The sequence below is a fragment of the Sphingobium soli genome, assembly GCF_020782245.1.
Taxonomy (GTDB): Bacteria; Pseudomonadota; Alphaproteobacteria; order Sphingomonadales; family Sphingomonadaceae; genus Sphingobium; species Sphingobium soli.
Map to the genome: position 1 here is coordinate 1 of NZ_JAJGNP010000015.1, position 22,748 is coordinate 22,748.

The following is a 22,748-nucleotide window of genomic DNA, read 5'->3' on the forward strand; positions in this document are numbered from 1 at the left end:
TGAGACCGTATACGTTGACGCAGACTGATCAGATCACCTCAAAATCATGCTTGCAAACGGGGCGGGCCATACGTTTTTTTAACGCCGTTCGGCCCCTTGTCCCCCGCGTCGGCAGTGAGTGCGGTGGTTGCGGTCCCGATCGAGCCGACCTGGCGTTCGACCGGCGGAGCGGGCGGCGCGGGAGGGGCTGAAGGGATGGGCGGGGGCGGCAGGCTGCCATCGGCGCTCTCCAGTTCATGCGCGCTGGGACTGGGTGGGAAAGCCGGGATGTCGCCGGGCATGGCGCTTGGGAGGTCGCCTTCTGCCGCGTCCGTGGTGGAGCGCGAGCCCGGGGCGATCTTGCCCTCCTCGATCGCGGTGACCCGGTCGCCCAGCAGCGCCTGGCCGTCGAGGATTTTCTTGAGATCGCCCCGCACTTTGGTCTCGAGGCTGTCGCCGCGCAGGCCCGCGCCCATGTCGAGGCGCGACGCCGCCGGTGCTGTCGGCGCTTCGTCCTTTGACCCGCTCGAGGCGGTGTAGAGGCCGTAGCCGAACATCGCGATCACCACGCCGACACCGGCCTGACGGGCGCGCAACTGCTGGCGGGCGCTTAACGCCGCCCAGCGGGCTTTCAGGTCGAGGAGCGCGGGGCCGCGGCTCCCATTCTGCGCGCCGCCGTCCTTTGCGTTGTCACCAAGGCCTTCCTTCTTGGGCGGGCGGGAATAGCCCTGCATTCCGGCATGTCTCCGCTGGGGGGCGGCAGGCGAAGCGGGATCACCGCTACCCGCACCTGTGTTACCGGGGGTTTTGTCGTCGGCGCCACTCACATCGCTTCTCCCCGGCGCAGCAGGATCAAGCGAGCGCTCTCGCCGGCGCGCAGCGACAGACGATCAAGGGTGACGCTGAAGATGCGCGCGCCCATGGCTGTGCCGAGGAACAGCCGCTCGTCAATGTCGCTATCGGCGCTCGCCTCGATCCAATATTCCGACGCTGAAAGGCCCGTGCCCTCGATCGCGACGCGGCGGCGTTCGGTGATGCGCAGCGCGGGCGCGGCGCTGAGCGTAAGCGGCCTTGGCGAAACGGCGACCTCGGTGAAGCTCGCCGGCACGCGATCCTGAAGCATCGAGAGGGTGATGGAGACGGCGCGCTCCTCCTCGACCAGCGGCCCCAGCAATTCGCCATTGGCGCGAGCGCGCTGGCTGGCGCCGGGCGCGAGCGTCACGGTCTGGGCGGGCATGTCGGAGGGCTCGGCATAGAGCGGATAGATCGCGCCGTTGCAGGTCACGAAGAATTCCGAAGGCGTGGTGACGAAGCTGCGGGTCACCTGACCCGCATCGTCGCTTTCCTTGACGAGGAATTTGACCCAGGCGTCGGCGCCGGCCTTCTCGACGGCGATCGCCTTTTCGGCCGAGAATTTGACGTCCTCGATCTCGCCGCCCTGGCAGACCAGATGATTGATGTCCCGATTGGAGAGGCGGATGCTGCTGGTCTGGTCGGGCAGGGCCATGATGGCCTGCGCGAATGTCGGGACCGGAAGACAGGCGGTGATGAGTGCCGCGGGCGCGCAGAGGCGCTTACCGAAGTTCGGCATCGAAACTCTCCTCGCTGAGGGACAGGAGCCAGAAGCGTCCGGCATCGATCGTGTAGCGGATGCGCAGATTGCCCCGGAACTTGCGGATGACGCCGCCGATCACGCGGACCTTCTCGACCGGGACCAATATCTGACGATCGGTCCAGGTGACCGGCTGGTCGGGCCGGATGTAGGTCGCGATCGAGAGCGTCGGATTATTGGCGAGCTCGTCGAGGATCGCGTTCAGGCTGTCGCGGATACCGTTGTACGCGGTCGGGTGGACGATACTGAGCAATTCCTGGAACTGCCGGTCGGCCGAGAGCGCCGAATAGGTGCCTGAAAGCGAGACGATATTGCGCGTCATGGTGCGCAGATAGGCAGGCGAGGGCTTGCCGCCGGTCACATAGAGATCGCCGCCGGCGCCAAAGGGGACGACGATCGTGCGCTGGTTCTGGCTCGTCGTGTAGAGGGCGATCCCCAGCATCGCGGTGATGCCGAACAGGCCTGCGATCGAGAATTTGAGGAGCCGGTTTTCCTCGAAGAGGTTGGACGAACCCTGAAGATAGCGATGGATGCCGAAGCTCGCGGGCTTCTCCAGCAAGGGGTCGCTTGGTTCTCGGGCGGATGATCTGCCGAACATGGATGTCCTCACTCACAAAAGCGGGTCTGGGCCGGACCGGGGTAGCGGGGGAGCTTGAGCAGCCCCCAGCGCCAGGCGAGATGCGGCATGAAGCCGCGCGGCTTGGTCCGCTTCCAGGGAATGAAGAGGAGAAGGACGCCGAGGAGCGACCAGCCCACATATCCGCCGACGATGACGGCGACGAAAATGGTGGACACCACGAGGATGAACTCCTGCGCGTCGAACCAGAGAATCTGGACCGGCTTGTGCAGAAATTGGGGAAGTCTCTCGTCCACGTCCTTCTCCCTTGCTTCATCACGCCTGGACCAGGCGTGATTGTTACGAGGAGCGACCATTCGCTCTTCGTGTCCGGCGCGGGCACCGATGAAGAAGCCCGCGCCAGTCCCTGTTTCAGGCGGGTCTCAGACCATCATGCCGAAGGTCTGGAGGATGGAATCCGCCCGGATGAGGCAGACGGCGGCGACGATCGTCGGGATGCCGATCATGATGTTGGAAAAGAGGCGGCTGACCCCGAACAGGAAGGCGGCGACGCCGCCCACAAAGCCGAGCGGCCCCTTCACCCCCTGGTTCACCACGATGTCGTAAATATCGTAGCCAAGGTCGCCGGCGGCCGGCGCCTGGAAGGCGTGGGCGGCCGATGCCAGGGTCATCGCGATGAGCAGGGTTCCCACGGCATCGGCCGACGCAAAAGAGAGGCTGCGCATCCGGTTGCGGGAGGGGGCAGGCAGTGAGGCAAGTTTGAGCATGGCTCTTCTCCAGGCAATAAGGAGCCTCCCCATGAAAATGCCTGCCGGCACCGACGCGGGTGTTCGTTGACGGCCAGCGAAGGGATGGGTGGCTCCTTGAAAACAGGGCCCTGTCGCCGGCATCTGTTGCTCAGGCTGTCGGCGCGCTTGCGCCTGTCGCCATGAGCCCGCCAAATTTGGGGGAAATCAGCTGGGCGGCTTTTTGGGCACCTGTTTCTCGTCGAGCCAGGCCTCGATCTCGGCCTGCTGGAAACCGGAGATGACCCGGCCGTCGAGAATGAGGGTCGGCGTCCCAGATATGCCCATGGCTTTGACGGCCTCGGCATTCCTGGCGACGCGTGCCGCACCCTCCTTGCATGTGACCAGTGGCCTTGGCGCTTCTCCGGCATAAGTGGCGCGGAAGGCGCCTGCCTGGTCCTTCGAGCAGAGGATATGCTCGGCCTTGGACGCAGCCTGCGGGTGGATGCCGCTCACGAAATAGATTTGCCGACGCACCGGCTTTCCTTCGGCGGCCTTCGCCGCCCAGAAGCGATCGAGCGCGCGGCAATAGGGGCAGTCGGGATCGGTGAATTCGATGACGGTCGGCGCGCCCGGCGGTCCGATGGTGAGGGCTTGGGAAGGCTCGAGCATCCCAAGCTTTTTCCGCGCGCTCGCGTCCTGGGCGAGGGCGGTCAGGTTGACGCCGTTCTTGTCGTAAATGGTGGCGAACAGCAGATGCTCGCTCTGCGGCGCATAATAGAGGATGCGACCGCCGGCGCTCGCCTGGTACAGCGGCCCCTTGATCGGAGCCGGCCCGAAATCCTCGAACTGGAGATTGGCAAAGCTCTGATGAAGGCTCTGTTCGGCGGCGCGGGCTGCCGCGGCAAGGTCCGCCGGTTCGCCCGGTTGCGGCTGTGCCACCGCAACACCGGGAAGGAGGAAGGCGGCGCAGGTGAGGACTGCGGAAAGATTGCGGGAAGGCCTCTTCATCGGGCTATCTCCTTCAGGGGCAAAGCGGGGGAGTTCAGCAGGTCGGCATCGATCCTGACCCTGGAGCCCAGCTGCAACGAAGGACGCGGTTCGACCGGAGAGGTGGCGTCTGGGCGAATGAAGAAATCTCCGTTCGCCTGCGCTATGTCGAGATGCTTCAACGGTAGCGCTGCCGGAGTTCCGGGCTTTGGGTGCGCCGCTGCGCTTGGGTTCGTGATCAGGCCGGACAGGAACAGTCCAGCCACGATCGCCGGTCGATTGGCCGACATCATCATCGTCTCCAATGCATGACGAAGCATTGCGCCTCGTGCGGGTCTCCATGGGCTGGCGATGGACGCTCAAACTCGAAATCGGATCTGTGCCGCGCCAGCCCATGTCGGGATGAGCCGGTGGTGCGCCAACCTTGCGGGCATCCGCAATGGGCAGGGCACTGAGATGCCGAAACCGGCACTGAAGTACCGGAATCGGCATCTCAATGCCGCTTTCGGCATTTCAGTGCCGGTTTTTTGATCAGGACACGCCTTCAAATTCACCGACGCCCGTCAGTAGCATGGGGGTGGTCGCGCGAATCACAAAAGGGGTTGAGCCATGGTCGGCAACCGATCGAGGACCTACAGATTGCACCTGTCGAGCGAGGGCACCGACCTGTTCCTCGCGTGCCACTATCGATTGGCGCGGATCGCCAGGAGCTTCATTCCCTATGGCGCGACGCTATCGGTCGCGCTCCTGCTGATGGGATCTGTGGACACGGACGAGCTAGTCGCGGAACTTACCATGCCCTCGCTCAAGAAGTTGGTGGGGAATGAAGAACATTATGTCGGGGCATCGGCGCAGCTGAAACCTTTTGCCGGCGCCATTCTCGAACGCATCGCCGCCTCGGACCATATCGATGCGCGCCCGACGGTCGCCAAACTCCATGTCGCCGCCATTGCGATCATGGCGGCGAGCGAGGATCGGGCTCTGGCGCGGGCCTTTCGACGGCTTCCCGACACTTTTCAGCAAGACTGACCGGGCGTCGAACGGCGCGTCAGGCCGCTTTTGTGGGGCGGGCCCTCCACCATGAGTTAGGGTGGCGACGCGGCATCGCTTCCTCAATTCGGGTATTTTGACCGTCTGTTTGCGGACCCAAGCGGCTCGCCAACTGTCAAAATGGTACCGATAAAATTTGACCGACGGCATATTTCACCCAAATCTTGGGTCATCGGAATGTGCATGGATGCTTTGAGACGCGATCAGGGAGGACCTGATGACCTCATCTCAAAGCGGCGCCTTTGAAGAAGGGGCGTCGATACTGGCCGAGGTCAAGTCGATCTCAGGTCGCCGCATTGAAGAACGGCGCAGGCGCCATCGCATTACGCAAGAGCAACTTGCCGCCGATGTCGGGATCGGTGTGCGGTGGCTCAGGGAAATCGAATCGGGTAACCCGAAGTCCCGTTTCGATGATCATATCGCCTGCGCCCATGCCCTCGGACTGTCGGCGGCGCATCTCCTCATCCCCATGATGTTTCTGGAGCATCACATGCACTTTCCCCGCCATTTCTTTCTCGATGACATGCGCGATCTCGAACAGCTCTGCATCGAATTCATTTCCGGCCTGAACCTGCGGACTTTCCTCAAGCCGTCCGACGGCGGGCGCGGCCCGGCCGGCACCGGCTCATCGGCATAGGCAGCCCGCATGGCGCCCGAAACCGTCATCGCCGATCGCGTCTATCGCGAACTCAAGCTGCTGATTCTGCGCGGTGACCAGCCGCCGGCAGCGCCGCTCGTGGTGCTGGCTCTCGCGGAGCGCTTCGGGACCAGCATCGCGCCGGTTCGCGACGCGCTCCATCGTCTCGTCGGCGAGCGACTGGTCGCGATGCAGGGCGGAGGCGGCTTCGCCATGCCGCCCCTGACGCGGCAGCGAGCCTATAATCTCTACAGTTGGCACGGAGATATTCTCGAAGCGGCGCTCAAGGTCATGGTGAAATTCGAACGAATCGAGCCGCCACCAGCCTTTCTTGACGATGAGATAGCCGAACCCGAACGCATCGCCGCTGCCAGCGCCGATCTGTTCACCCAGATTTGCGCCTGTTCGCCCAATGACGAACATCTCGATGCGGTCAGCATCGTTGGCGAACGTCTTCACACATTGAGGCGGTGCGAAAGCGTGGTGAACAGGCAGGCCGAGGAATTGCGGGAAGTATGGACCATCGTTTGCGAAGGAAATAGACGTGCGACCCGAACGGCAATCTCCCACTATCATAAGCGTCGCCTGGCGCGTGTAGACCAAATCGTGAGCGCCGCGCTTCTGGCATCAATTGCGGACTGAAATTCTCCGTCCATTTGCAAGCTTATAAGCTGTCAAAATGGCACCTTATAAGATCGGATATATGGCTCTGCTTCAATAGCATCAGTCCTGCCGCAAGACTGCGGTGAACTGATGGAGATGAAGATGAACAACATCAACGAGCATGAAGACAGCGTCGTCGATCTCGGCGTCGCATCGGTCGAAACGAAGGGCGCAGCGCTCGACGATTCCGACAATATCGGCGGCCAGGTCCGCCAGCTCGGTATCGCCGACGACTGACCAAGGGGCGCGCGCCGGAGGGCGCGCGTCTTTTCGTGATGGCCGCAAGCGTCGGAGAGCCGAAATGGGATACAGGTTGAGAAATGGCCTGTCCTTCTGCGTGACAGGGCAGCGCGCGATCTTCCTCGATGTCGCGGCCGACCGCTATTTTGGCCTGCAGCCGCAATGGGATCTGGTGTTCCGGCGGCTTGTCATGGGCGAGGCGCCCGGGTCCGACCTCGGTCATCTGGTCGCTTCTGCCATTCTCGTTGAAGACGAGGAAATCGATTCGCCGCCGCAGCCGGTTTCCATTCCCTGCGCGTCGCGCGAAGTGCCGCTTGATCCCGCGACGGGATCGATGGGGCAGCGGTTCGCTTTCATCCGAGCGCAGATCAGCGCGATCATTCGCCTGCGCGTCCGGGAGTTCGGCCTCGTCATCGCGCAGATCGAGCGGCGCGCGCGGTGCGTCGAGATCGACCATGCCGGTCGCGCGGACCCGGAATGGACAGGCTGGGCTTCAGCGTTTGCCGCCAGTTCATGGTTGCTGCCGCAACGGGGGCAGTGCCTGCCCCGCTCGATCGCCTTTCTCAAGGTCCTGCTCGCCGCGGGCCTCAGCGCAAAGCTGGTCATTGGCGTCAGCGCATCGCCCTTTTCCGCCCATTGCTGGGTGCAGGCCGATGACATGGTCCTCAACGATCGGCTGGAGAATATCCGGCCCTTCGAGCCGATCCTGGCGATCTGATGCTGGGGCGTTACCTGATCCTGATCGATTGGAATGAAGAGGCTCTGCCGCGCAGGCAGGCGTTCGTTCAGGAGCGCACGGGTCTTCGATATTGCACGCGCATTGGGCAAGGCATCATCTGGACAAGCGCGCCCGACCTTGTTTTGCCGCTGCCTGACGGTTCGGGCGCGGTGATCGGAACGCTGTTTCCGCGCCATGGCCCGGCCTTCCCGATCACCATGGAGGACAAGCCGTGGCAGGAGGAGATGCGAACCGGCGCGGTCCTGCCGACGCTGCGCGACCGATATTGGGGCGGCTATATCCTGCACACAGAACGCGAGGGAATGATGGAAATCGCGCGAGATCCCGGCGGTGCGATGCCCTGCTATTTTCTCCAGATGCCGACGGGCTGGGCCGTGTCGTCGGATGTCGATCTCCTGGTCGAAGCCGGCCTTTTGAAGCGCGCCATCGCCTGGGATCAAATCCCGCGATATTTGATCGCAAAGGATCTGCCGAATAGCGCGACGGCGATCGAAGGCCTCCACGAATTGCTGCCCGGCACCTCCGTCCTGTTGAAGGCGGGGGAACAGGAAGTGACGCGCTTCTGGTCACCCTGGGATCATGTCAGGGAAGCCGAACAATGGGACAGCAAGGCGGCGGCTGAACGCCTGCGCAGGACTATTGATCATTGCGTCGCTTCCTGGGCCTCGACCTCCAGCGCGATCCTTTCGACCCTTTCGGGCGGGCTTGACTCCTCGATCGTCACGGCTGGCCTGTCAAAGGCCGGGACGCCTTTCCAGTGTGTCACACTCGTCACCGAAAATCGCAACGGCGACGAGCGGGATTATGCGCGCGCCATGGCCTCGTCGGTCGGTGCGCCCTTGCTGGAAGGCTTCTACGATCATGGCGATATCGATTTCTCCCGATCGGTTGCCAGACATTTTCCCAAGCCCATTGGACAGATTCATGAGGTGGCCTATCATGCCCTCGTCATGCGCCTGGCGCGCGATTGCGGGGCGGATGCCGTCCATACCGGAAATGGCGGCGACAATATCTTCTACAACAGCAGTTCGGTCCGCCCATTTTTCGATTGCATCCATGCGCGGGGCATCGGTGGCGAGGCTTTCGCCACGCTGCGCAATATCGCGAAGGTGACCGAGACGTCGTTGCCGACAGCGGCCTGGGAAGCGCTGCGCGCGATCCCGCTGATGCGTCGGCCCTACAATTGGGTCCGCAATGGCGAGGCCATCGCCGACGATGTGATGGCGGATTTGCAAGCCAAGCCTTTGCGGCACCCCTGGCTCGATGAGCAACTGCGCTCGCGTCCCGGTAAATCCGGGCAAATCGCCTTCCTCCTGCGGGTCCAGAACCATCTTGAAGGCTATCTGCGCGAACATGGGATGCCGATGGTCAACCCCCTCATGTCGCAACCGGTGGTCGAAGCGGCACTGGCCATTCCGACCTGGAAAATGCTTGAGGGCGGGCGGGATCGTGCCATCGCGCGAAGGGCCTATCATGATCGCCTCCCGCCGCTGGTTCGGGACCGGCGGCGTAAGGGAAGTCCAAGTGGCTTTGCGATGGAGGTGATCGAGCGCAACCACCATGAAGTGCGTGAGCGGCTGCTGGACGGCGAACTCATGCGTCGGAAACTTCTGAACGGCGCTGCGATCGAGGCAGCGCTGGCGCGGGGACCGGCCATGGGACTGAGTTATGTCCGGCTGCTCACCCTCCTCGATATGGAGGCCTGGATCGCGCGCTGGAACGGGGCTGGCGCTTGAACGGCCAATGACGGGAACTCCGGGCATCGAGTGTCAAGCGCGCGAAGGGGGGCGATTGCTCTGGACACGTCGCCGGAGAGGATCACGCCTTGCGGATCATCCTTGGATCATAGAGCCATTTGCGCACTTTCCGGGCCTTGATCCCCTTGGCATCGGGGTGCGCGGGATTGATGAGGAGATTATTCTCCTCTGGCACAATGACGGAAGGGACGAGCAGCAGCGCTGTCCTTTGGCTCTGCGCCCATTGCGATCCGAATGAGATGCTGACCCGTCCCGCCGGTTCGGCATCCCAGCCGACCGGGAGATTGCCGGGTGTCGCGACCTCCGCTGATGCCAGCACCTCGTCCGGCACCTCGATTTCGACGAGGTAGCGATTGAGCGGCAACCCACCCGAGTTCAGATGAACGACCGTCTCCAGGCAGGCGAGTGCCCGGCTGCTCGCCGCATAGACGATGGCGACGCCGACCTCATTCCACCGGCCCCCGGTGATCTTGGCTCCGGTGCCTGACAGATCGTCCGCTTCATAAGTCCTGGCGTCGGTCGCGATTCTCCAGAAGCGTGTCGTCACGCAAAGGCGCCGCTCTGGATCTGCGCGAGGGCGCGGGACACGACAGCCTGTCCCTCCATCGTGTCGAGAAGATCGATCGGATTGACGCCTCCCAGCGCCGGGAGAGGCTGACGCAGCCAGGACGAGAGCCATTCGGGCGCATCGAACCCATCCGTCTCGCCCGATTCCTCGACCATGTCTTCGAGCTGGCCGACCAGTTTTGCAAGGCCCAGAACCCGTTCACTGTCTTCCGTCGAGAGCGGCTGGTTGTTCGCCGCCTTTTTGTTCACGGTGGCCGTCTTGAGATTGAGCGCGTCGAACATGACCTTCTGGTCCACATGCAAGGCGGCGATGAAGCGCTTCAGGTCGCTGGCCGCCACGCCCTTCTTGATGACGCCGATTCGATCGACTGGCGAGGCACGGTACAGCGCCTTATAGGCAAAGGGGGGCGTGCCTTTCCCCTGCGGCTTGCGCGCGCCAGTTTCGAGTTCGGACATGGCAATGCTCCTTTGAGCATTTATATAGATCCTTTGAGCATCGTTCGCAAGGAAGTCGGTGGAGGCAGCCATGCCATCGGCCGCCCATCAGCTGCCGACCGGTCGTTTTTCTCCGGCGGCGGCTTGATCCTGAGCCGCCCGCCGCATCTCGGCCCAGCGATCGACTTCTGGTGCATCGTCATCCGATGGGGCCGGACGCTTGCCCTTCAGCCAGAAATCGAACCATCGCAGGTTCCGCTTGTAGATGCCCGCTCGATGAGCGGGGTGACGCTTGATGTGGACTTCATCGGGGAAGACATAGAGATCGATCGGGTGCTTGGCGGCCCGCAGAGCCCTGACTGTTTCCAAAGCCACGAGATATTCGCCGTCGGCGGCCTGCATGAGGATCGGAAAGGCGACTCGCGAGGCGTTGCGGGCGAGCGAAATGTCTCCCCACATTTGCGGCTTGTCCTCAGGGGAGGCCGGCCAACCGAGGCTTTCATAGTGGCGCTGGAGGGAAGGCCCCAGCACCCAGCTTTGAGAGGGCTCCCAGCAGCAGCCGCTTACCACCGCGGCCTTGAACAGACTGCTATGCAGCGCTGCATATTGGACGGTCGTTGATCCATCGCTGAGCCCGGTGATGCCGATCCGCTCCGGGTCGGCGACCCCGGCGTCAATGAGCTGCCTGACCTTCGTTTCGATGGCGGACAATATGCTTCGCCGCTCCATGAAGCCGTCATTCTGCCGCCGCTGTCGCTCGATCGATGAGAGGCCCAGCCCGTAAAGCGGGGAGCGCGGCCGCTGGACGTTTAGAACCAGATATCCCGCGCGGGCGAAGAGCTGGACGGGATATTCATCGCCCGTACCGCCTCGAAGGAAGCCGCGGCTCTCATATTGCACGACGATGAGCGGGTAGCGGCGTCCGGGTTGATAGTCGGGCGGATAGACGAGATCTCCGAAGCATTCGATGCCCTGATCGTTCCGCCAGAGCTGCCGTTCGACATTGCCAAACTTCAGCGTCCCGAAGGTCGGGTTCGGGTCAAACAGAGGGACGGATTTCCCGGTGCGCAGGTCGATACGGCTGAGATAGCGTGGGTGGGTCGGGCCTTCCCGCCCACATAGGACATCATCGTCGATCGGCTTGCAGTCGATGAGCAGGTCTGATGTCGCATAGAGCCTGTGGGGTTCGGCCGAACCGACCTTCCATTCATAAATCGCCATCTCATTCTTCGCCCAGCCCTCGCGCCGGACGTAGCGCACGGCGCCTTTGGAAGAGAACCAGGGCGCACCTTCCACCTCAGTACAGGCGCTGCTTTCGCAGCGGTTTTCCTTCCCTGCCGGACCAGCGGTGATATGATCGAGCCCTTTGTCATCCCGCACCGTTGTCGCGAGAACGCCTTTTGTGGTTTGCGATTCCTCGATCGGTGCCGTCAGCAACGCTTTCTCTTCGTCACTGGCCGCGCGGATGTCACCGTCACTGATGCGCACGGCCTTGTAGACATAAGCGGGGTGGCCGCCTGGAAAGGGCCAGGCCGAGGCGAACGGGAAGTAGCGATCATCATAGTGGAGCCCCGACCGGGATTCCCGGCGCAAAGCCGTTGCCTGAGCGGAACCGTCGCGGACCTTGTAGATGATCATGCTTCCATCGCGACTGAAGCGGAAATCGACGATATCCTGCGGATCGGCGCCGATGGCCCGGGCATTCAGTTGCTCATCCCACAGGCGGAGTTGCAGCCGTCCGTCGATGAATTTGAGATAGGCGAGGCGCTTTCCGTCGCCCGACCATCTCGGCGTGATCAGTTGTGTGATCCCCGACGGGAAGCCATTCGTTCCGTAGAAATCTTCGAAGCGAAAGAAGGCGACGCCCGGCCCAGAATCGATCAACGCCGAGTTTCCGTCGCGATCTACAAGGGTGATGCCGGTGCAGTAACTGTCCCCTGCCACGCTGGCGCGTCGGACGCCGACCGCGACCCTTTGATTGTCCGGAGACAGGGTGAAGAAGGAACCGGATTCCATCGCGGCATTGGGTCCAAGATCCAACGTCTCGATGAGGTCGTGATCCGAGATGGGACGAGGGCTGCCGGCTTGCGCGTCGGGCTGCAGGATGCGGGCGCAATCTTGTGATGCAGGTGCGGCCGGGACTGCGGCCGCACCTGCCCCGGATATGCTCAGAACAAGGGAAATGAGCATTACCAGGCCTTTGAGACGGTGAAGCTCAGGAGGCGCCCGATGCTGGAATAGTTGGTGGCGTCATAGGTAGGGTTGGTTGCCGTCGCGCGGATGGTCGAGGGCTTCTCATTGAGGATATTTTGCCCGGAAAGCAGGAAGGACCATCCGCCCAACAAGCCGCTCCCCTCGGGTTCCCAACTGATCGTGACGTCGATCGAGTGGAAGCCCGAAACCTTGTAGGTCGTCGTGGTTCGCGTGTCGTCCGTACCGCCAATATAATTATAGGCGAGGTTTGTCCCGATCGGTCCACGCTTCCATCCGGCGCTCGCGCGACCGCGCCAGTGCGGCGGGTTGAAGATCCGGCCGGCCTTCACGATCGTCGGTTGACTGGCGCTCAATTTCTGATCGCTCTTGAGATAGCTGCCGCTCGCTTCGAGGTGGAACTGATTCTCTCCTGCCGAAAATTCATAGGAGGCGGAGGCATCGACGCCTCGGATATGCTGCCTGGCGGCGTTCTGAAGCTGGTTGAAGATGATAGCCGCCAGATTGGCAGGGTCGTAAGCGCCGCCTGTCTGGTTCTGGACGCCCAAAGGGAGATTGGCCGTCGCAGCCAGAACCTGTTCCAGGGTTGGGTTGAGGAGGATGAGGTCGGCATATTCGGCTTTGAAGGCTTGGGAACTGTCGGCGATCGGGCGAACCACGCGGTTTTTGTACCGGACATCGAAGTAGCTGGCTTCAAGCCGCAGGCCGGGGATGCTTTGAGGCTTTGCCTCCGCCGTCAAGGTCAGGGTCGTCGCCTTTTCGGGTTCGAGATCCTTGCTGCCGCCGCTGATCTGGAGGACATTCCGGCTCGTTGGCGGCGAGGGGAGATAATAGGCCGGGAAGAGAAGCACGCCCTGCCGGACCGTGTTCTGCTGGCTCAGCGTCGGCGCCTTGAACGATTTTCCCCAGGCGCCCTTGAGCGTCAGGTCGCTGATCGGCTGGTAGCTGATGCCGATCTTGGGGGTCGCGAGCCCGCCAATCTCGTCATAGCGCTCATAGCGAACGGCGCCCGAGAACTGGAGCGATCGGATCAGGGGAACCGCGCTGCGATCGGCGACCAATGGCAGGAAGAGCTCGCCATAGGCGAAGGTCGCCGTCTGGCCATCATGATAGTTGAGGAGGGACGTGGTGGCCGTTGCGGTGACGCGCGTGATCGATGCGTCGAGGCCGTTGGAGCGAAGCCCCGCGCCGACCGCGAGCCGCGCATCGCCGCCCGGCAGCGCGAAAAGCGGGCCTTCGCCGCTGAATTCGGCCGACCATAGATCATTTTTGTACTGGACATGGTTCACCGCCGAGGCGGTGCCTCCCGAATAGATTTCCGCAATGATCTTGCTGTCGCTGATGGCGCGGGTGGCGCGGGCCGTGACTTCCCACCCCGCGGGAAGCCTGAATTTGACCGACGGGCTGATGGAATAGCCTTCGATCTCTGGACGACTGATGATGCCGCTCTGCGTCACATTGGCGGTAGCGCTGTAGGGCAGGGCGGCGACCGATTTGTGGCGGTTATAATGGGCGTCGATCTCGAATTCGACGACCTCGCCAAGCGCCTGATGGCCCGCCAGCACCGCACTGACCTGCCGCTGGGACGGAAGCAGGGTCATGCTGGACTGGCGCGATCGCATATAGGAGCGCTGCGACGCCGTGATGTCCGTCGCTTTGCTGAAATCGCCGGCGATCATGAATCCCCCGCTTTCCCATTGGCGTCCGGTCACGGCGCTATATTGCTGCTGGACGTCGCCGCCATCTGTCGCGGCGCCGAACCGGGCGGTGGTGAGCAAGCCGTCATAATCCCTGCGGAGTAGGATGTTGGCGACGCCGCCCACCGCGTCGGACCCATAGAGAGCCGATGAGCCGTCCGCGACGATCTCCACCCGCTCGATGGCTGCCAGGGGGATCGCGCTAATGTCGATCCCCTGGCTTACGGCATCATATGCGACCCGATGGCCGTTCAAAAGTGTCAGCGTGGCGTCGGCGCCGAGGCCGCGCAGGTTGAGGGTGGAGGAGGATGTGGTGTTTTCCGAGCCGGTCTGCACGCTGGAGATGACGCCCGGGTTCTGCCCGCCGCTGAAATTCTGCGGAATGCTGCGGACAAAGGAGCCAAGGTCCGTATAGCCGAGGTCCCCGATCTTCTCTCGGGAAGCAGCGATGACCGGAGACATGGGCTTTGCGCCGCGAATGCGTGAGCCAGTAACGAAGAGCTGGTTGTCCGCCGCGCCTTCTACCTCCTCGCGCGACGGCGTTGCTCGCCCCCGGAGGTAAATGGTTCGCCCCCTGATGTCCGCATTGAGGCCTGATTGTGCAAGCAGGGCGGTGACGGCTTCCTCGACCGTGAATTCGCCGGTCAGCGCGGGCGAGCGGCGTCCCTGGAGCGCCTTGGGATCAGCCACGAGCTGATAGTCGTTGGCCCTGGCGATGACGCGCAAACCCGCGCCGAGTTCCTGGGCCGGCAGATCATAGCTTTTCTTCGCTTCCTGCGCCCCGGCCTGTGGCGCAACCATGCTGACGCAGATCGCGGCGCTGCCCAGAAGCGCAAACTTTCCCATACCCATTTTCTGCCCCCTTGATTGGTCCGCCTCTTTGCGAGGCTCAAAACCAGAAGACGGGGCGAGAGAGGTTTGAAGCTGGGCGCTTGAATTATTTTCTGGGGCTGAGGATCAATCTGCCCTTTTCGGTGCGATCGATGTCGAGGTCCAGAAACCCGCTGATCGCTTCCGCCACGCGCTCAATGTCGCGAATGTGGATGTCCGCGAATATCTCCCGGTCGCCCAGGCTCGCTGGCATCAACTCGATCCTGGTATCGCTGTAGCTGTTTGCTTCCGCGATCACTTCCCTGATGGGCACATTGTCGAAACTCTTCACGCCGTTCACCCATTGCTCGTCAGACCTGCGCGCAGGAATGACAATGCTTTGCGGCTCATGTCCATGGCTGAAGGCCAGAATCTGGCCGGGCCGGAGCAGAATTTTTCTGGCAGGCTGTGTCTGCTGAGAGGCCAACTCCACCTCTACGCCGCCTTCGATCAGATGCACCGCGACATTGTTTCGGAATAGCACGTCGAAGACCGTGCCGGTCGCGCGCACCTCCATGCCGCCGGCCTTGACGAAAAACGGACGCTCGGCATCATGGGCAACAATGAACCGGGCGCGACCTCGCTTCAGGGCGATGTCGCGGTGGTCCGGCGTCATCGCCACGGAGATCGCGGTATCGGTATCAAGGACGACTTGGCTTCCATCGGCGAGCTTGACGGTTCGCACTTCCCCCACTTTCGTAACAAAGGCGGCTGGGGTCTCGGCGCCTGCCATCTGCGGAGATTGAGTGCGCATGGTCTGGAAGAGGATGCTCGCGGCTATGAGCAGGCCCAGGATAGACGCAGCCGCCAGGACTGGGACTGGCTTGATCCACCAGGGCTTTTGCGCCTGAAGCCGGGGAGGGGGCAAATCGAGCACCCCGCCGGCATGGCCGGCGGCCTGCACATCGTTCATCAGGTCAAGATAGAGCTGCCGCCGAGCCGGCTTTTCCGAGATCCAATCGGCGAGCGACTGCGCGTGACGTTCCGGCTCATCGAGCATCCGCAGCACCCATTTTTGAGCGGCCCGGCGGTCCTGCGCCGTAATTGCGCCGTGGTCCTCAGTCATTGTCCGCCTCCCGCTGACGGTCGATGAGCCGAATGGCCTTGAGCATATGCTTCTGTACGACCCAAAGTGGCTCTCCGAGATCCGATGCGATCTGCCGGTAGCTACAGCCTTCCACCCGATTGAGAAGGAAAATTTCGAGCGTGCGGGGAGGCAGTTGCTGGAGGATCGCCGTCCAGCGAGCCAATTCCTGACGTGATTGAACGTCACGATGAGGATCAAGGCTGGAAATCGCATTTACGCCATCCTCCAGCAGAGTCAGCTGCCGTGAGAGGCGCGTGGAGCCACGTTCGGCATGGTCACGCAGCAGGTTGGTCGCAATCCGTGTCAGATAGGCGCGAGGGCTTCCGAGCGAGGGATGCGGGGCGGCACGCACAAAGCGGGTCAGCGTCTCCTGGCTGAATTCGTCGGCATCAGCACGGTTGCCGAGCTTGCGCGTGAAAAAGCGCATGAGGCGAGGCTTCTCCCGTCGATAGAAGTCGGTGAAGCTGAACCGCTCGCCGGTATCATTGCTCACAATCTGAAGGTCGATCCGCCGACCTTCACTTTCGCCCTGACCCATTCGTCGCACCTATGTCCTCTCGGGGCGACGGCCAAAGCCGGATGTTAGTAACCTGGCATACACACAGGCGCATGCGCCTTTACCGTTGCCGGCTGGACATGCGCGCATGCCACCCGGCCCAGTGAAACTGCGACCGAGCTGTATATGCAGAGGTTACTAAGCCCCACTTCCGGGCTTTTTCCGGAAGCGAGGCCAATGTGCCGGAATAACGGAGGAGCGCAACCCTAAAGACTGGATTTGTGACGTTTTTGGGAAACGACGCGGGGCGAAAGGGCGGCGAACGGAGGGATGAGGGCGGCTGCCCGCTGCGCGGGCATCGCGCTCTTGCCAGCGCGGCGTGCCGCCTCGCTGGCCGGGCTCGGCTGCGCCGATCCCGGCCCTTCGGGTTGCGATCGCTTCCGCGCAGGACGTAGTTGCGAAGGGAGGTGAGGGGGCAGGAGGGATGACGGCAGGCTACGGTCCCAGGGACATGCCTCATCGGCCATTAGGATGGCGGTTGCTCTATGAACTGGATCATCGGTCCGCGCAGAAGGGGAGGGGAGAATTGGGAAGGGGACGAAATCCATTCCTGTGGAGTGCCTCTCATGCCCATCTCCCTCCATGCCCGCCGGCTCGTCACTGGTGTCATTGTAAGATTACGAAATCTGGCTGGCGACCAGCGCTGTGCCGCGCGGATCGAACATTATCTTGAAAGGAGCGGTCCGCGCGAAATGGCCGAGCCAATCGGTGCGGGAGGCGGCGAGGGAGGCGCGCGGATAAGGCAAGCATTGGCGCAGATGCCACCGTTAACGCGGGCCGTACTCAAGGCAGTGGTCGGACGCAGGATGAGCGTCGCGCAGGTGTCACGTCGGTTCGGTATCAGCGAGGCGCGGGTCTGCTGGCATTTTCGCCGAGCGATCTCGATCGTGGCGGAGTGTCGAGAAATACGCTGAGCCCGTTCGCACATGCACCAACCCGGATCAGCATTTCAGGCGCGACCACGGCCTTCGCCTCCCACATCAATGGCACAGACTGGGACATTTGGCTCGGTCAGCTTTGGACCGACGCCAGTAGGATAACAGACATCCCGAATGACAAGCGCTGTGTCCGCTTTGCGCGTCAAATTGCAACGTTTAGCCCAGCCGTAGGCGTTCCTGAAAGCAGTCGTTCGTCCAGTTGCAGGCCTAGCGGCTACTACTGGGTGGACACAGGCTCTTTATAATCAGGGTGTGAGTCCGGCACGCCTGGTCGCGCGGGCGCCTCGCCGCTATCAGTAGCCACGAAGCTAGACATCGTTAGCGCTATGTCGAACGCGATCGGATGTGCAAAACTGGCTTACGCTGCCGAGATTTTACGCTAGATCAGTCGGGATGACTATTGCGGCCTTTCCTGATGAGATCAATGTGTTGGAGGCCTGCGGAAGACTGGTCGACTTTAACGCCTGGGAGCAGACGAAGATCGATCCAGAAGGCTGGCTGTCTAACTTCTCCATTGCGGAGCGTCCCTTTGCTCTGGTCCTCCTGAGCCGGTTCACCTTCCTCGCGGATCATCTTGTCGATCAGCTATTCCGATCGGCGTTTCAGAACCTGTCTAACGTACTGTTCGGCGAGGAATGGCCCGAGTCCGGAGTAGTATGTGAAGGGTGGCGCAGATTCTGCAACCGGGCGCTAATTACAATCGTTCAGGGCGAAAACCCTAATCCGTCCGACAGCGGGTGGCTTTTCGCGCGGAAGGCGCGGCAGACGTTGGGAATCGATCAGGACCAGCTCAGGGAGCCACGTGAAGTCGTCGCGATGCTGGCTGATGGCTTCTCTGGGCCGGTCGTGTTCGTTGACGACTTCGTAGGTTCGGGTGAGCAGTTCGTAAAGACCTGGCAGCGTCAGTATGACCTTCCCGGCGGCGGCACGGCCTCGTTCAAGGCGCTCGCCGCGCGGTCGCCAACCAGCTTTTTCTACTGCAATGCCATGACCACCGAATATGGTCTAAAGCGGATAAGCCGCTGTGTTCCCTCTGTAACGGTTTCGGCAGGCAACATCATTCCAAGTCGCTACTCCCTCGCCGATCCCGAATCCCTGCTGTGGCCGAAAGCAATTCGGAACGAGGGCATCGCGCTGATCGAAGCGATCGGTCGTCGACTTGGTTACGGCGCGGAGGACGGCAGCGAGCAGGACTGGCGGGGATTCCATAAGCTCGGGCTCGCGCTCGCGTTCCAGCATTCGGTTCCCGACGCCAATCTGCCCATCTTCTTCACCGACCGAAACGGCTGGAGGCCGCTGGTGCAGCGCCTATGACAAACGAACCCGCCATCGATGACGAGGCAATCACCGATCCGTTCGGCATCTACCGGGCGGAATGGCTGAAAGACGCACTTTTTAAGGTCTTCACCAAGCCGGCATATTATCCCGAGCTTGAGACGCCGCGCCCCTGCGTGCTTGTAGGCGGTCGGGGAACGGGCAAGACAACCGTGCTTCGATGCCTGTCGTATGACGGCAAGTTCGAGCTCGAGAAGCATGACAGTTCGAAGATATCCACCTGGCCGTATTACGGTTTCTACTACCGCGTGAACACAAACCGAGTGACCGCATTCCGCGGGGAGGAACTCAGCGACCGCCAATGGCAGCGCGTGTTCGCGCATTATCTAAACCTCGTATTTTGCGGTCAGGTGGTGGAGTTTCTTAACTGGCATGCGGAGCACGCGCCGACCCCAGCGGCGCTTCCGGCGGCCGTTTGCCGAGACACGGCCGATGCGCTCTACCTCGATCCCGCCACCGATCAGGCCGAACTACTGCTGAGCATGCATAAGGGGCGTCGGCGGTTCGAAGCCTTCCTCAACAACCTTGATCCGGATGCGCTGCCGCCCCTATCGCTGCAGGGTCAGGCGATCGACGACCTATGCCAAGCCGTTCTCGAACTGCCTCAGTTCGTGGGCAAGGATCTGTTTTTCATCGTTGACGAGTTTGAGAACCTGCTCGACTACCAGCAAGCGGTCCTCAACACCCTAATCAAGCACTGTGGATCCCATTATACCTTCAAAGTTGGCGTGCGCGATCTGGGCTGGCGCAAGCGCAGCACGCTCAACGAGAACGAGCAGCTCGTCAGTCCCGCGGACTATGAGCGTATCGACATCGAGCAGCGACTTGAGGGCGAGCAGTTCGTCACCTTTGCCACAGAGGTCTGCAACCTTCGCGCCCAGGCGTCGAAGGGCTTCCCGTCGGGGTTGGACTTCCCGCGCATTCTCCCGGGCCTGACAGCGGACGAGGAGGCGGATCTTCTCAACGTGCGGGATCACGCTGAGCGGATCTTGAAGGCCGTCGCCATCGAATGTCCCGGTTGGCTGGACGAGGCGAGAGAGATGCCGCCCCTCGACCTGTCGGTGGTCGACTTTTGGGCCCGGTCTCAGCAGATTCCTATCGCGGACGTCTTCGCGGAACGCGCGCGCGAGCCGAAGTCGTGGGACGACCGGCTCGGCAACTACAGGTTCGCAGTCCTTTTCACGCTCAGGCGTCGCAGGCCCGGCATACGGAAGTACTACGCCGGTTGGCGCACCTACACGCTTATGGCAGGCGGCAACATCCGCTACCTGCTTGAGCTAGTTGGTCAGGCCCTTCTCTTGCAACGGCGGGACGGGGGCAGCTCAATCGGTGATCCAATACGCCCGGAGCTGCAGACGTTGGCAGCCACTCAAGTCGGGCGCAAGAACCTGTCCGAGCTTGAGGGGCTGTCGGTGCACGGGGCGCAGTTAACGAAGCTCCTGCTAGGACTGGGCCGAGTCTTCGAGGTGCTTGCCAGCGAACCGGAGGGTCACACCCCGGAGGTCACGCAATTCTCGTTGCCAGATGACGCCCCGCTGGGCGATGCGGAGCAGCTCCTTGCGGCGGCAGTCATGCACCTCGCGCTCGTCCGGAGCGTGGCCAACAAGCGCATGGATCTGGACCTCAAGGGGTACGACTATTCCGTCCACCCCATCTATTCGGCGTTTTTCGTCTTCAGCTATCGCCGTAAGCGCAAGCTAAAACTCACCCCCAATCAGTTGATGGCACTGGTCCGCGAGCCAAAGGTCGGCATCAGGCAAATCCTTCGTCAAAACAACCGCGGCGAGGGCAACTATCCCTTGCCGGACCAGCTACGGCTTTTCGAAGGTTTCTATGACGCCGATCGGTGAGCGCCCCCTCTTTACGCGTGACTATGACGATCCGGCGCGATTCGAACCAGCGCCCGGGTCGAGCTATATATACGGCGTCACGTCAGAGCCCCGCAGCGAGTTTGCGCTATCGCTGCCCCGCCGCTTCGGAAGCGTGAAGTTTGTCGAAATCCGGGAAGGGGAGACCGGGACCTTCGAGACCAACGTCGTCGGACACGAGCGCGTCCCGACGAGGCGCCGCGCGCCACTTCAGGAATTCGTAAATGCGCTGGGCGACGGCGTGGTCTACCTGGACATTACAGGCCTGGGACATGCGACCTGGGCGCCGATCGTCCGGATCTGCATCGAGGCCGGGCGACCGCTTCGGGTCATCTATCTGGAGCCCGACACATACAACGAGTCGCCTGCGCCCGAGGCAGGCCATATCTTCGACCTCAGTGATCGGATCGAAGGCATTGCGCCAATCCCGCTCTTCGCGTCACTCGACGACCGCGCTGAGGACGAGTTTTGCTTTGTGCCGCTACTAGGCTTTGAGGGTGTTCGGTTCTCGCACATGCTCAATGAGGTACAGCCCTTGGCAAAGAAGGTGTATCCAGTAATCGGGGTGCCTGGATTTCGTCCCCACTACCCGCTCGACGCTTATCTCGGGAACGCAACGCCGCTCGAGAAATACAAGGCGGCGCGGAACCTCCGGTTTGCCCGCTCCAACTGTCCCTTTAGCCTGTTCTACGCGCTTGAGGACATCCGCGATCGTTATCCCGGCCAGCAGATCAAGGTTGGGCTGATCGGAACGAAACCCCACGCGCTCGGCGCGATTCTCTTCGCTTTGGCACACGCGGAAGAGGTGGAGATCGTCTACGACAACGTGAAACGTAAGGTGGGCCGCACCACTGGCACCGCCCGATGCCTCGTCTACGGCGTATCGGACTTCCTGCGGCCGATCAGGAAAGCTGCCGCCTGATGGATGCGATCTACACCCCTCCGGACTTGGCCGAGTTCGTGGCGGCTGCGGTATCCCGGGGCGCTCCGCGTTCGATCGCCGACTTCGCCGCCGGCGATGGAGCTCTGCTGCGCGCGGCTGCCGCGCGCTGGCCTAACGCAAGCCTGTTCGGTTCAGATGTTGATGTGCAGGCCGTGCAGACCATCAAATCGTTGGTTCCAGGGTGCATCAGCGCCCAGCACGACTTCCTCGCAAAGTCTAGCGACGGTGCGCTAACCGGTCGTTTATTCGACTTGATCCTGCTTAACCCACCGTTCTCCAGCCGAGGAAATACGCGCCACACCGTCGATGTTAAGGGCGTAACCCATCATGCAAGCAAGGCTCTTGCATTTGCTGCGCGAGCTCTGCGCTTCCTCGCTCCGGGCGGCGAGATTGTGGCGATCCTGCCTGCGTCGGTGATGGTGAGCGAACGGGACGCCGCGCTGCTTGCTGCGCTGGAAGAGTCAGGATCGGTTGAGCAGATCGGCGACATCAGGAGGGCGGCGTTCAAATCTCACGCCGTTGCGGTCGTGGTATTGCGCATGTCGCACAACTGCATGGCGAAGTGCGCAAAGGAAAAGCCAGTGCTCGTCTCGCTCCGCCCGTTCTCGGTGGAGATTTCGCGTGGCTCGGTGTCTATGCACGAGTACGTAGCTGCGGCGACCGGCCCACGGTTTATTCACACCACAGACATGCGCGAAGGCATTCTCCTGCCGTCGGAAAGGCGAGCGGCGGGCGAACTGCGGCGCGTGCAAGGCCCAGCGGTGCTGATCTCACGGGTAGGACGTCCGGCCAAGGGCAAGATCGTACTCCTGCCTGATCACGAAGCGGTACTGTCCGATTGCGTCATCGCTATGCGCACCTTCCCAAGAGGAAGGGAGGCTGACCTGTTCGAGTTGCTCACGGCTAATTGGGAGACTTTGAAATCCGCCTACGGCGGCAGTTGCGCGCCATATACGACGCTCAAACGCCTCGCTGCTGCGCTACTTCGGCTGGGAATTTCTAGCACCATTGTCACAGCAGGAAGTGCACGCGTTTCCGACGAAAAGGGAAAGTCACATCGGTCCGCAGGCGCCGCAAATGTTGAAAGCGTGCGGGTCGGAGTCATGGGTTAGCCAGCTACTATTGCTCCTCGATCCTGTCGTATGGACCGAGGCCTACCTTAAGCGCTTTGGCTTCTTTCTCAATTTCTAGAACGCAAGGCGGTCAGTCAGCAAAAGCCCCAGTTCGGGTCGTTAGCTGAGGCTCTAGAAAATGTCCGGTTTTAGAAATCCG

Annotated in this window: 24 protein-coding genes; 11 read left to right on the forward strand and 13 right to left on the reverse strand. The window is 62.0% G+C overall.

Features of this window, described 5'->3' with window-relative positions:
• Positions 1 to 44: 44 nt before the first annotated feature.
• The 7 genes from LL253_RS15295 to LL253_RS15325 all read right to left on the reverse strand — a co-directional run bounded on the left by LL253_RS15295 (position 45) and on the right by LL253_RS15325 (position 4,203).
• Positions 45 to 713, reverse strand: a complete 669-nt coding sequence (locus LL253_RS15295) for a hypothetical protein (protein ID WP_009823917.1) — start codon at positions 711 to 713, stop codon at positions 45 to 47.
• An 89-nt stretch (positions 714 to 802) separates the two neighbouring features.
• Entirely contained in the window at positions 803 to 1,570 is a 768-nt protein-coding gene (locus LL253_RS15300) for a type-F conjugative transfer system secretin TraK (protein WP_228227691.1), read from the reverse strand.
• Positions 1,554 to 2,189, reverse strand: coding sequence for a type IV conjugative transfer system protein TraE (locus LL253_RS15305; RefSeq protein ID WP_228227692.1), 636 nt, complete (start codon positions 2,187 to 2,189; stop codon positions 1,554 to 1,556). Before LL253_RS15305 ends, LL253_RS15300 begins: the two co-directional genes overlap by 17 nt.
• Before the next feature lie 8 nt (positions 2,190 to 2,197).
• Positions 2,198 to 2,464, reverse strand: coding sequence for a type IV conjugative transfer system protein TraL (locus tag LL253_RS15310; RefSeq protein WP_228227693.1), 267 nt, complete (start codon positions 2,462 to 2,464; stop codon positions 2,198 to 2,200).
• Positions 2,465 to 2,590: 126 nt separating this feature from the next.
• Complete coding sequence (locus LL253_RS15315; protein ID WP_228227694.1) at positions 2,591 to 2,935, reverse strand: hypothetical protein; 345 nt, start codon at positions 2,933 to 2,935, stop codon at positions 2,591 to 2,593.
• Positions 2,936 to 3,121: 186 nt separating this feature from the next.
• Complete coding sequence (locus tag LL253_RS15320; protein WP_228227695.1) at positions 3,122 to 3,904, reverse strand: DsbC family protein; 783 nt, start codon at positions 3,902 to 3,904, stop codon at positions 3,122 to 3,124.
• Positions 3,901 to 4,203 (reverse strand): hypothetical protein, encoded by a 303-nt coding sequence (locus LL253_RS15325; protein WP_228227696.1) that lies wholly within the window; start codon positions 4,201 to 4,203, stop codon positions 3,901 to 3,903. Before LL253_RS15325 ends, LL253_RS15320 begins: the two co-directional genes overlap by 4 nt.
• Before the next feature lie 289 nt (positions 4,204 to 4,492).
• Here LL253_RS15325 and LL253_RS15330 point away from each other — a divergent pair, with 289 nt between their 5' ends.
• From LL253_RS15330 to LL253_RS15355, 6 genes are all read left to right on the forward strand, one after another.
• Positions 4,493 to 4,912, forward strand: a complete 420-nt coding sequence (locus tag LL253_RS15330; protein WP_228227697.1) for a hypothetical protein — start codon at positions 4,493 to 4,495, stop codon at positions 4,910 to 4,912.
• A 238-nt stretch (positions 4,913 to 5,150) separates the two neighbouring features.
• Positions 5,151 to 5,570: a helix-turn-helix domain-containing protein gene (locus LL253_RS15335; RefSeq protein ID WP_009823909.1), complete on the forward strand. Its 420-nt coding sequence runs from the start codon at positions 5,151 to 5,153 to the stop codon at positions 5,568 to 5,570.
• A 9-nt stretch (positions 5,571 to 5,579) separates the two neighbouring features.
• Positions 5,580 to 6,212: a GntR family transcriptional regulator gene (locus LL253_RS15340; protein WP_228227698.1), complete on the forward strand. Its 633-nt coding sequence runs from the start codon at positions 5,580 to 5,582 to the stop codon at positions 6,210 to 6,212.
• A gap of 123 nt (positions 6,213 to 6,335) precedes the next feature.
• The gene (locus tag LL253_RS15345) at positions 6,336 to 6,470 is read left to right on the forward strand and encodes a benenodin family lasso peptide (RefSeq protein WP_137709742.1); all 135 of its coding nucleotides are present in this window, start codon (positions 6,336 to 6,338) and stop codon (positions 6,468 to 6,470) included.
• A 100-nt stretch (positions 6,471 to 6,570) separates the two neighbouring features.
• A complete protein-coding gene (locus LL253_RS19945; RefSeq protein ID WP_228227699.1) occupies positions 6,571 to 7,191 on the forward strand; it encodes a lasso peptide biosynthesis B2 protein in 621 nt (206 codons plus the stop codon).
• Positions 7,191 to 8,948: an asparagine synthase-related protein gene (locus LL253_RS15355; RefSeq protein WP_228227700.1), complete on the forward strand. Its 1,758-nt coding sequence runs from the start codon at positions 7,191 to 7,193 to the stop codon at positions 8,946 to 8,948. The genes LL253_RS19945 and LL253_RS15355 overlap by 1 nt, the downstream gene beginning before the upstream one ends.
• Positions 8,949 to 9,030: 82 nt before the next feature.
• On the opposite strand, the gene parT is transcribed toward LL253_RS15355, so the two are convergent.
• The 6 genes from parT to LL253_RS15385 all read right to left on the reverse strand — a co-directional run bounded on the left by parT (position 9,031) and on the right by LL253_RS15385 (position 16,374).
• Positions 9,031 to 9,516, reverse strand: coding sequence for a type II toxin-antitoxin system Prs ADP-ribosylating toxin ParT (gene parT, locus LL253_RS15360; protein ID WP_228227701.1), 486 nt, complete (start codon positions 9,514 to 9,516; stop codon positions 9,031 to 9,033).
• A complete protein-coding gene (parS, locus tag LL253_RS15365; RefSeq protein WP_228227702.1) occupies positions 9,513 to 9,992 on the reverse strand; it encodes a type II toxin-antitoxin system Prs ADP-ribosylating antitoxin ParS in 480 nt (159 codons plus the stop codon). Before parS ends, parT begins: the two co-directional genes overlap by 4 nt.
• 87 nt (positions 9,993 to 10,079) lie before the next feature.
• Complete coding sequence (locus LL253_RS15370) at positions 10,080 to 12,161, reverse strand: Atxe2 family lasso peptide isopeptidase (RefSeq protein ID WP_228227703.1); 2,082 nt, start codon at positions 12,159 to 12,161, stop codon at positions 10,080 to 10,082.
• A complete protein-coding gene (locus tag LL253_RS15375) occupies positions 12,161 to 14,731 on the reverse strand; it encodes a TonB-dependent receptor (RefSeq protein WP_228227704.1) in 2,571 nt (856 codons plus the stop codon). The genes LL253_RS15370 and LL253_RS15375 overlap by 1 nt, the downstream gene beginning before the upstream one ends.
• A gap of 85 nt (positions 14,732 to 14,816) precedes the next feature.
• The gene (locus LL253_RS15380; RefSeq protein ID WP_228227705.1) at positions 14,817 to 15,815 is read right to left on the reverse strand and encodes a FecR family protein; all 999 of its coding nucleotides are present in this window, start codon (positions 15,813 to 15,815) and stop codon (positions 14,817 to 14,819) included.
• Entirely contained in the window at positions 15,808 to 16,374 is a 567-nt protein-coding gene (locus tag LL253_RS15385; protein WP_009823899.1) for an RNA polymerase sigma factor, read from the reverse strand. Before LL253_RS15385 ends, LL253_RS15380 begins: the two co-directional genes overlap by 8 nt.
• Before the next feature lie 584 nt (positions 16,375 to 16,958).
• Between LL253_RS15385 and LL253_RS15390 the strand changes: the two genes are divergently transcribed.
• The 5 genes from LL253_RS15390 (at position 16,959) to LL253_RS15410 (ending at position 22,588) form a co-directional block, all read left to right on the forward strand.
• Positions 16,959 to 17,306, forward strand: a complete 348-nt coding sequence (locus LL253_RS15390) for a sigma factor-like helix-turn-helix DNA-binding protein (RefSeq protein WP_228227706.1) — start codon at positions 16,959 to 16,961, stop codon at positions 17,304 to 17,306.
• A 417-nt stretch (positions 17,307 to 17,723) separates the two neighbouring features.
• Positions 17,724 to 18,644, forward strand: a complete 921-nt coding sequence (locus LL253_RS15395) for a phosphoribosyltransferase-like protein (protein WP_228227707.1) — start codon at positions 17,724 to 17,726, stop codon at positions 18,642 to 18,644.
• On the forward strand, positions 18,641 to 20,515 hold the full coding sequence (locus tag LL253_RS15400) for an ORC-CDC6 family AAA ATPase (protein ID WP_228227708.1): 1,875 nt from the start codon (positions 18,641 to 18,643) through the stop codon (positions 20,513 to 20,515). Before LL253_RS15395 ends, LL253_RS15400 begins: the two co-directional genes overlap by 4 nt.
• Complete coding sequence (locus LL253_RS15405) at positions 20,499 to 21,455, forward strand: hypothetical protein (RefSeq protein WP_228227709.1); 957 nt, start codon at positions 20,499 to 20,501, stop codon at positions 21,453 to 21,455. Before LL253_RS15400 ends, LL253_RS15405 begins: the two co-directional genes overlap by 17 nt.
• Positions 21,455 to 22,588 (forward strand): methyltransferase, encoded by a 1,134-nt coding sequence (locus LL253_RS15410; RefSeq protein ID WP_228227710.1) that lies wholly within the window; start codon positions 21,455 to 21,457, stop codon positions 22,586 to 22,588. The genes LL253_RS15405 and LL253_RS15410 overlap by 1 nt, the downstream gene beginning before the upstream one ends.
• Positions 22,589 to 22,748 lie beyond the last annotated feature (160 nt).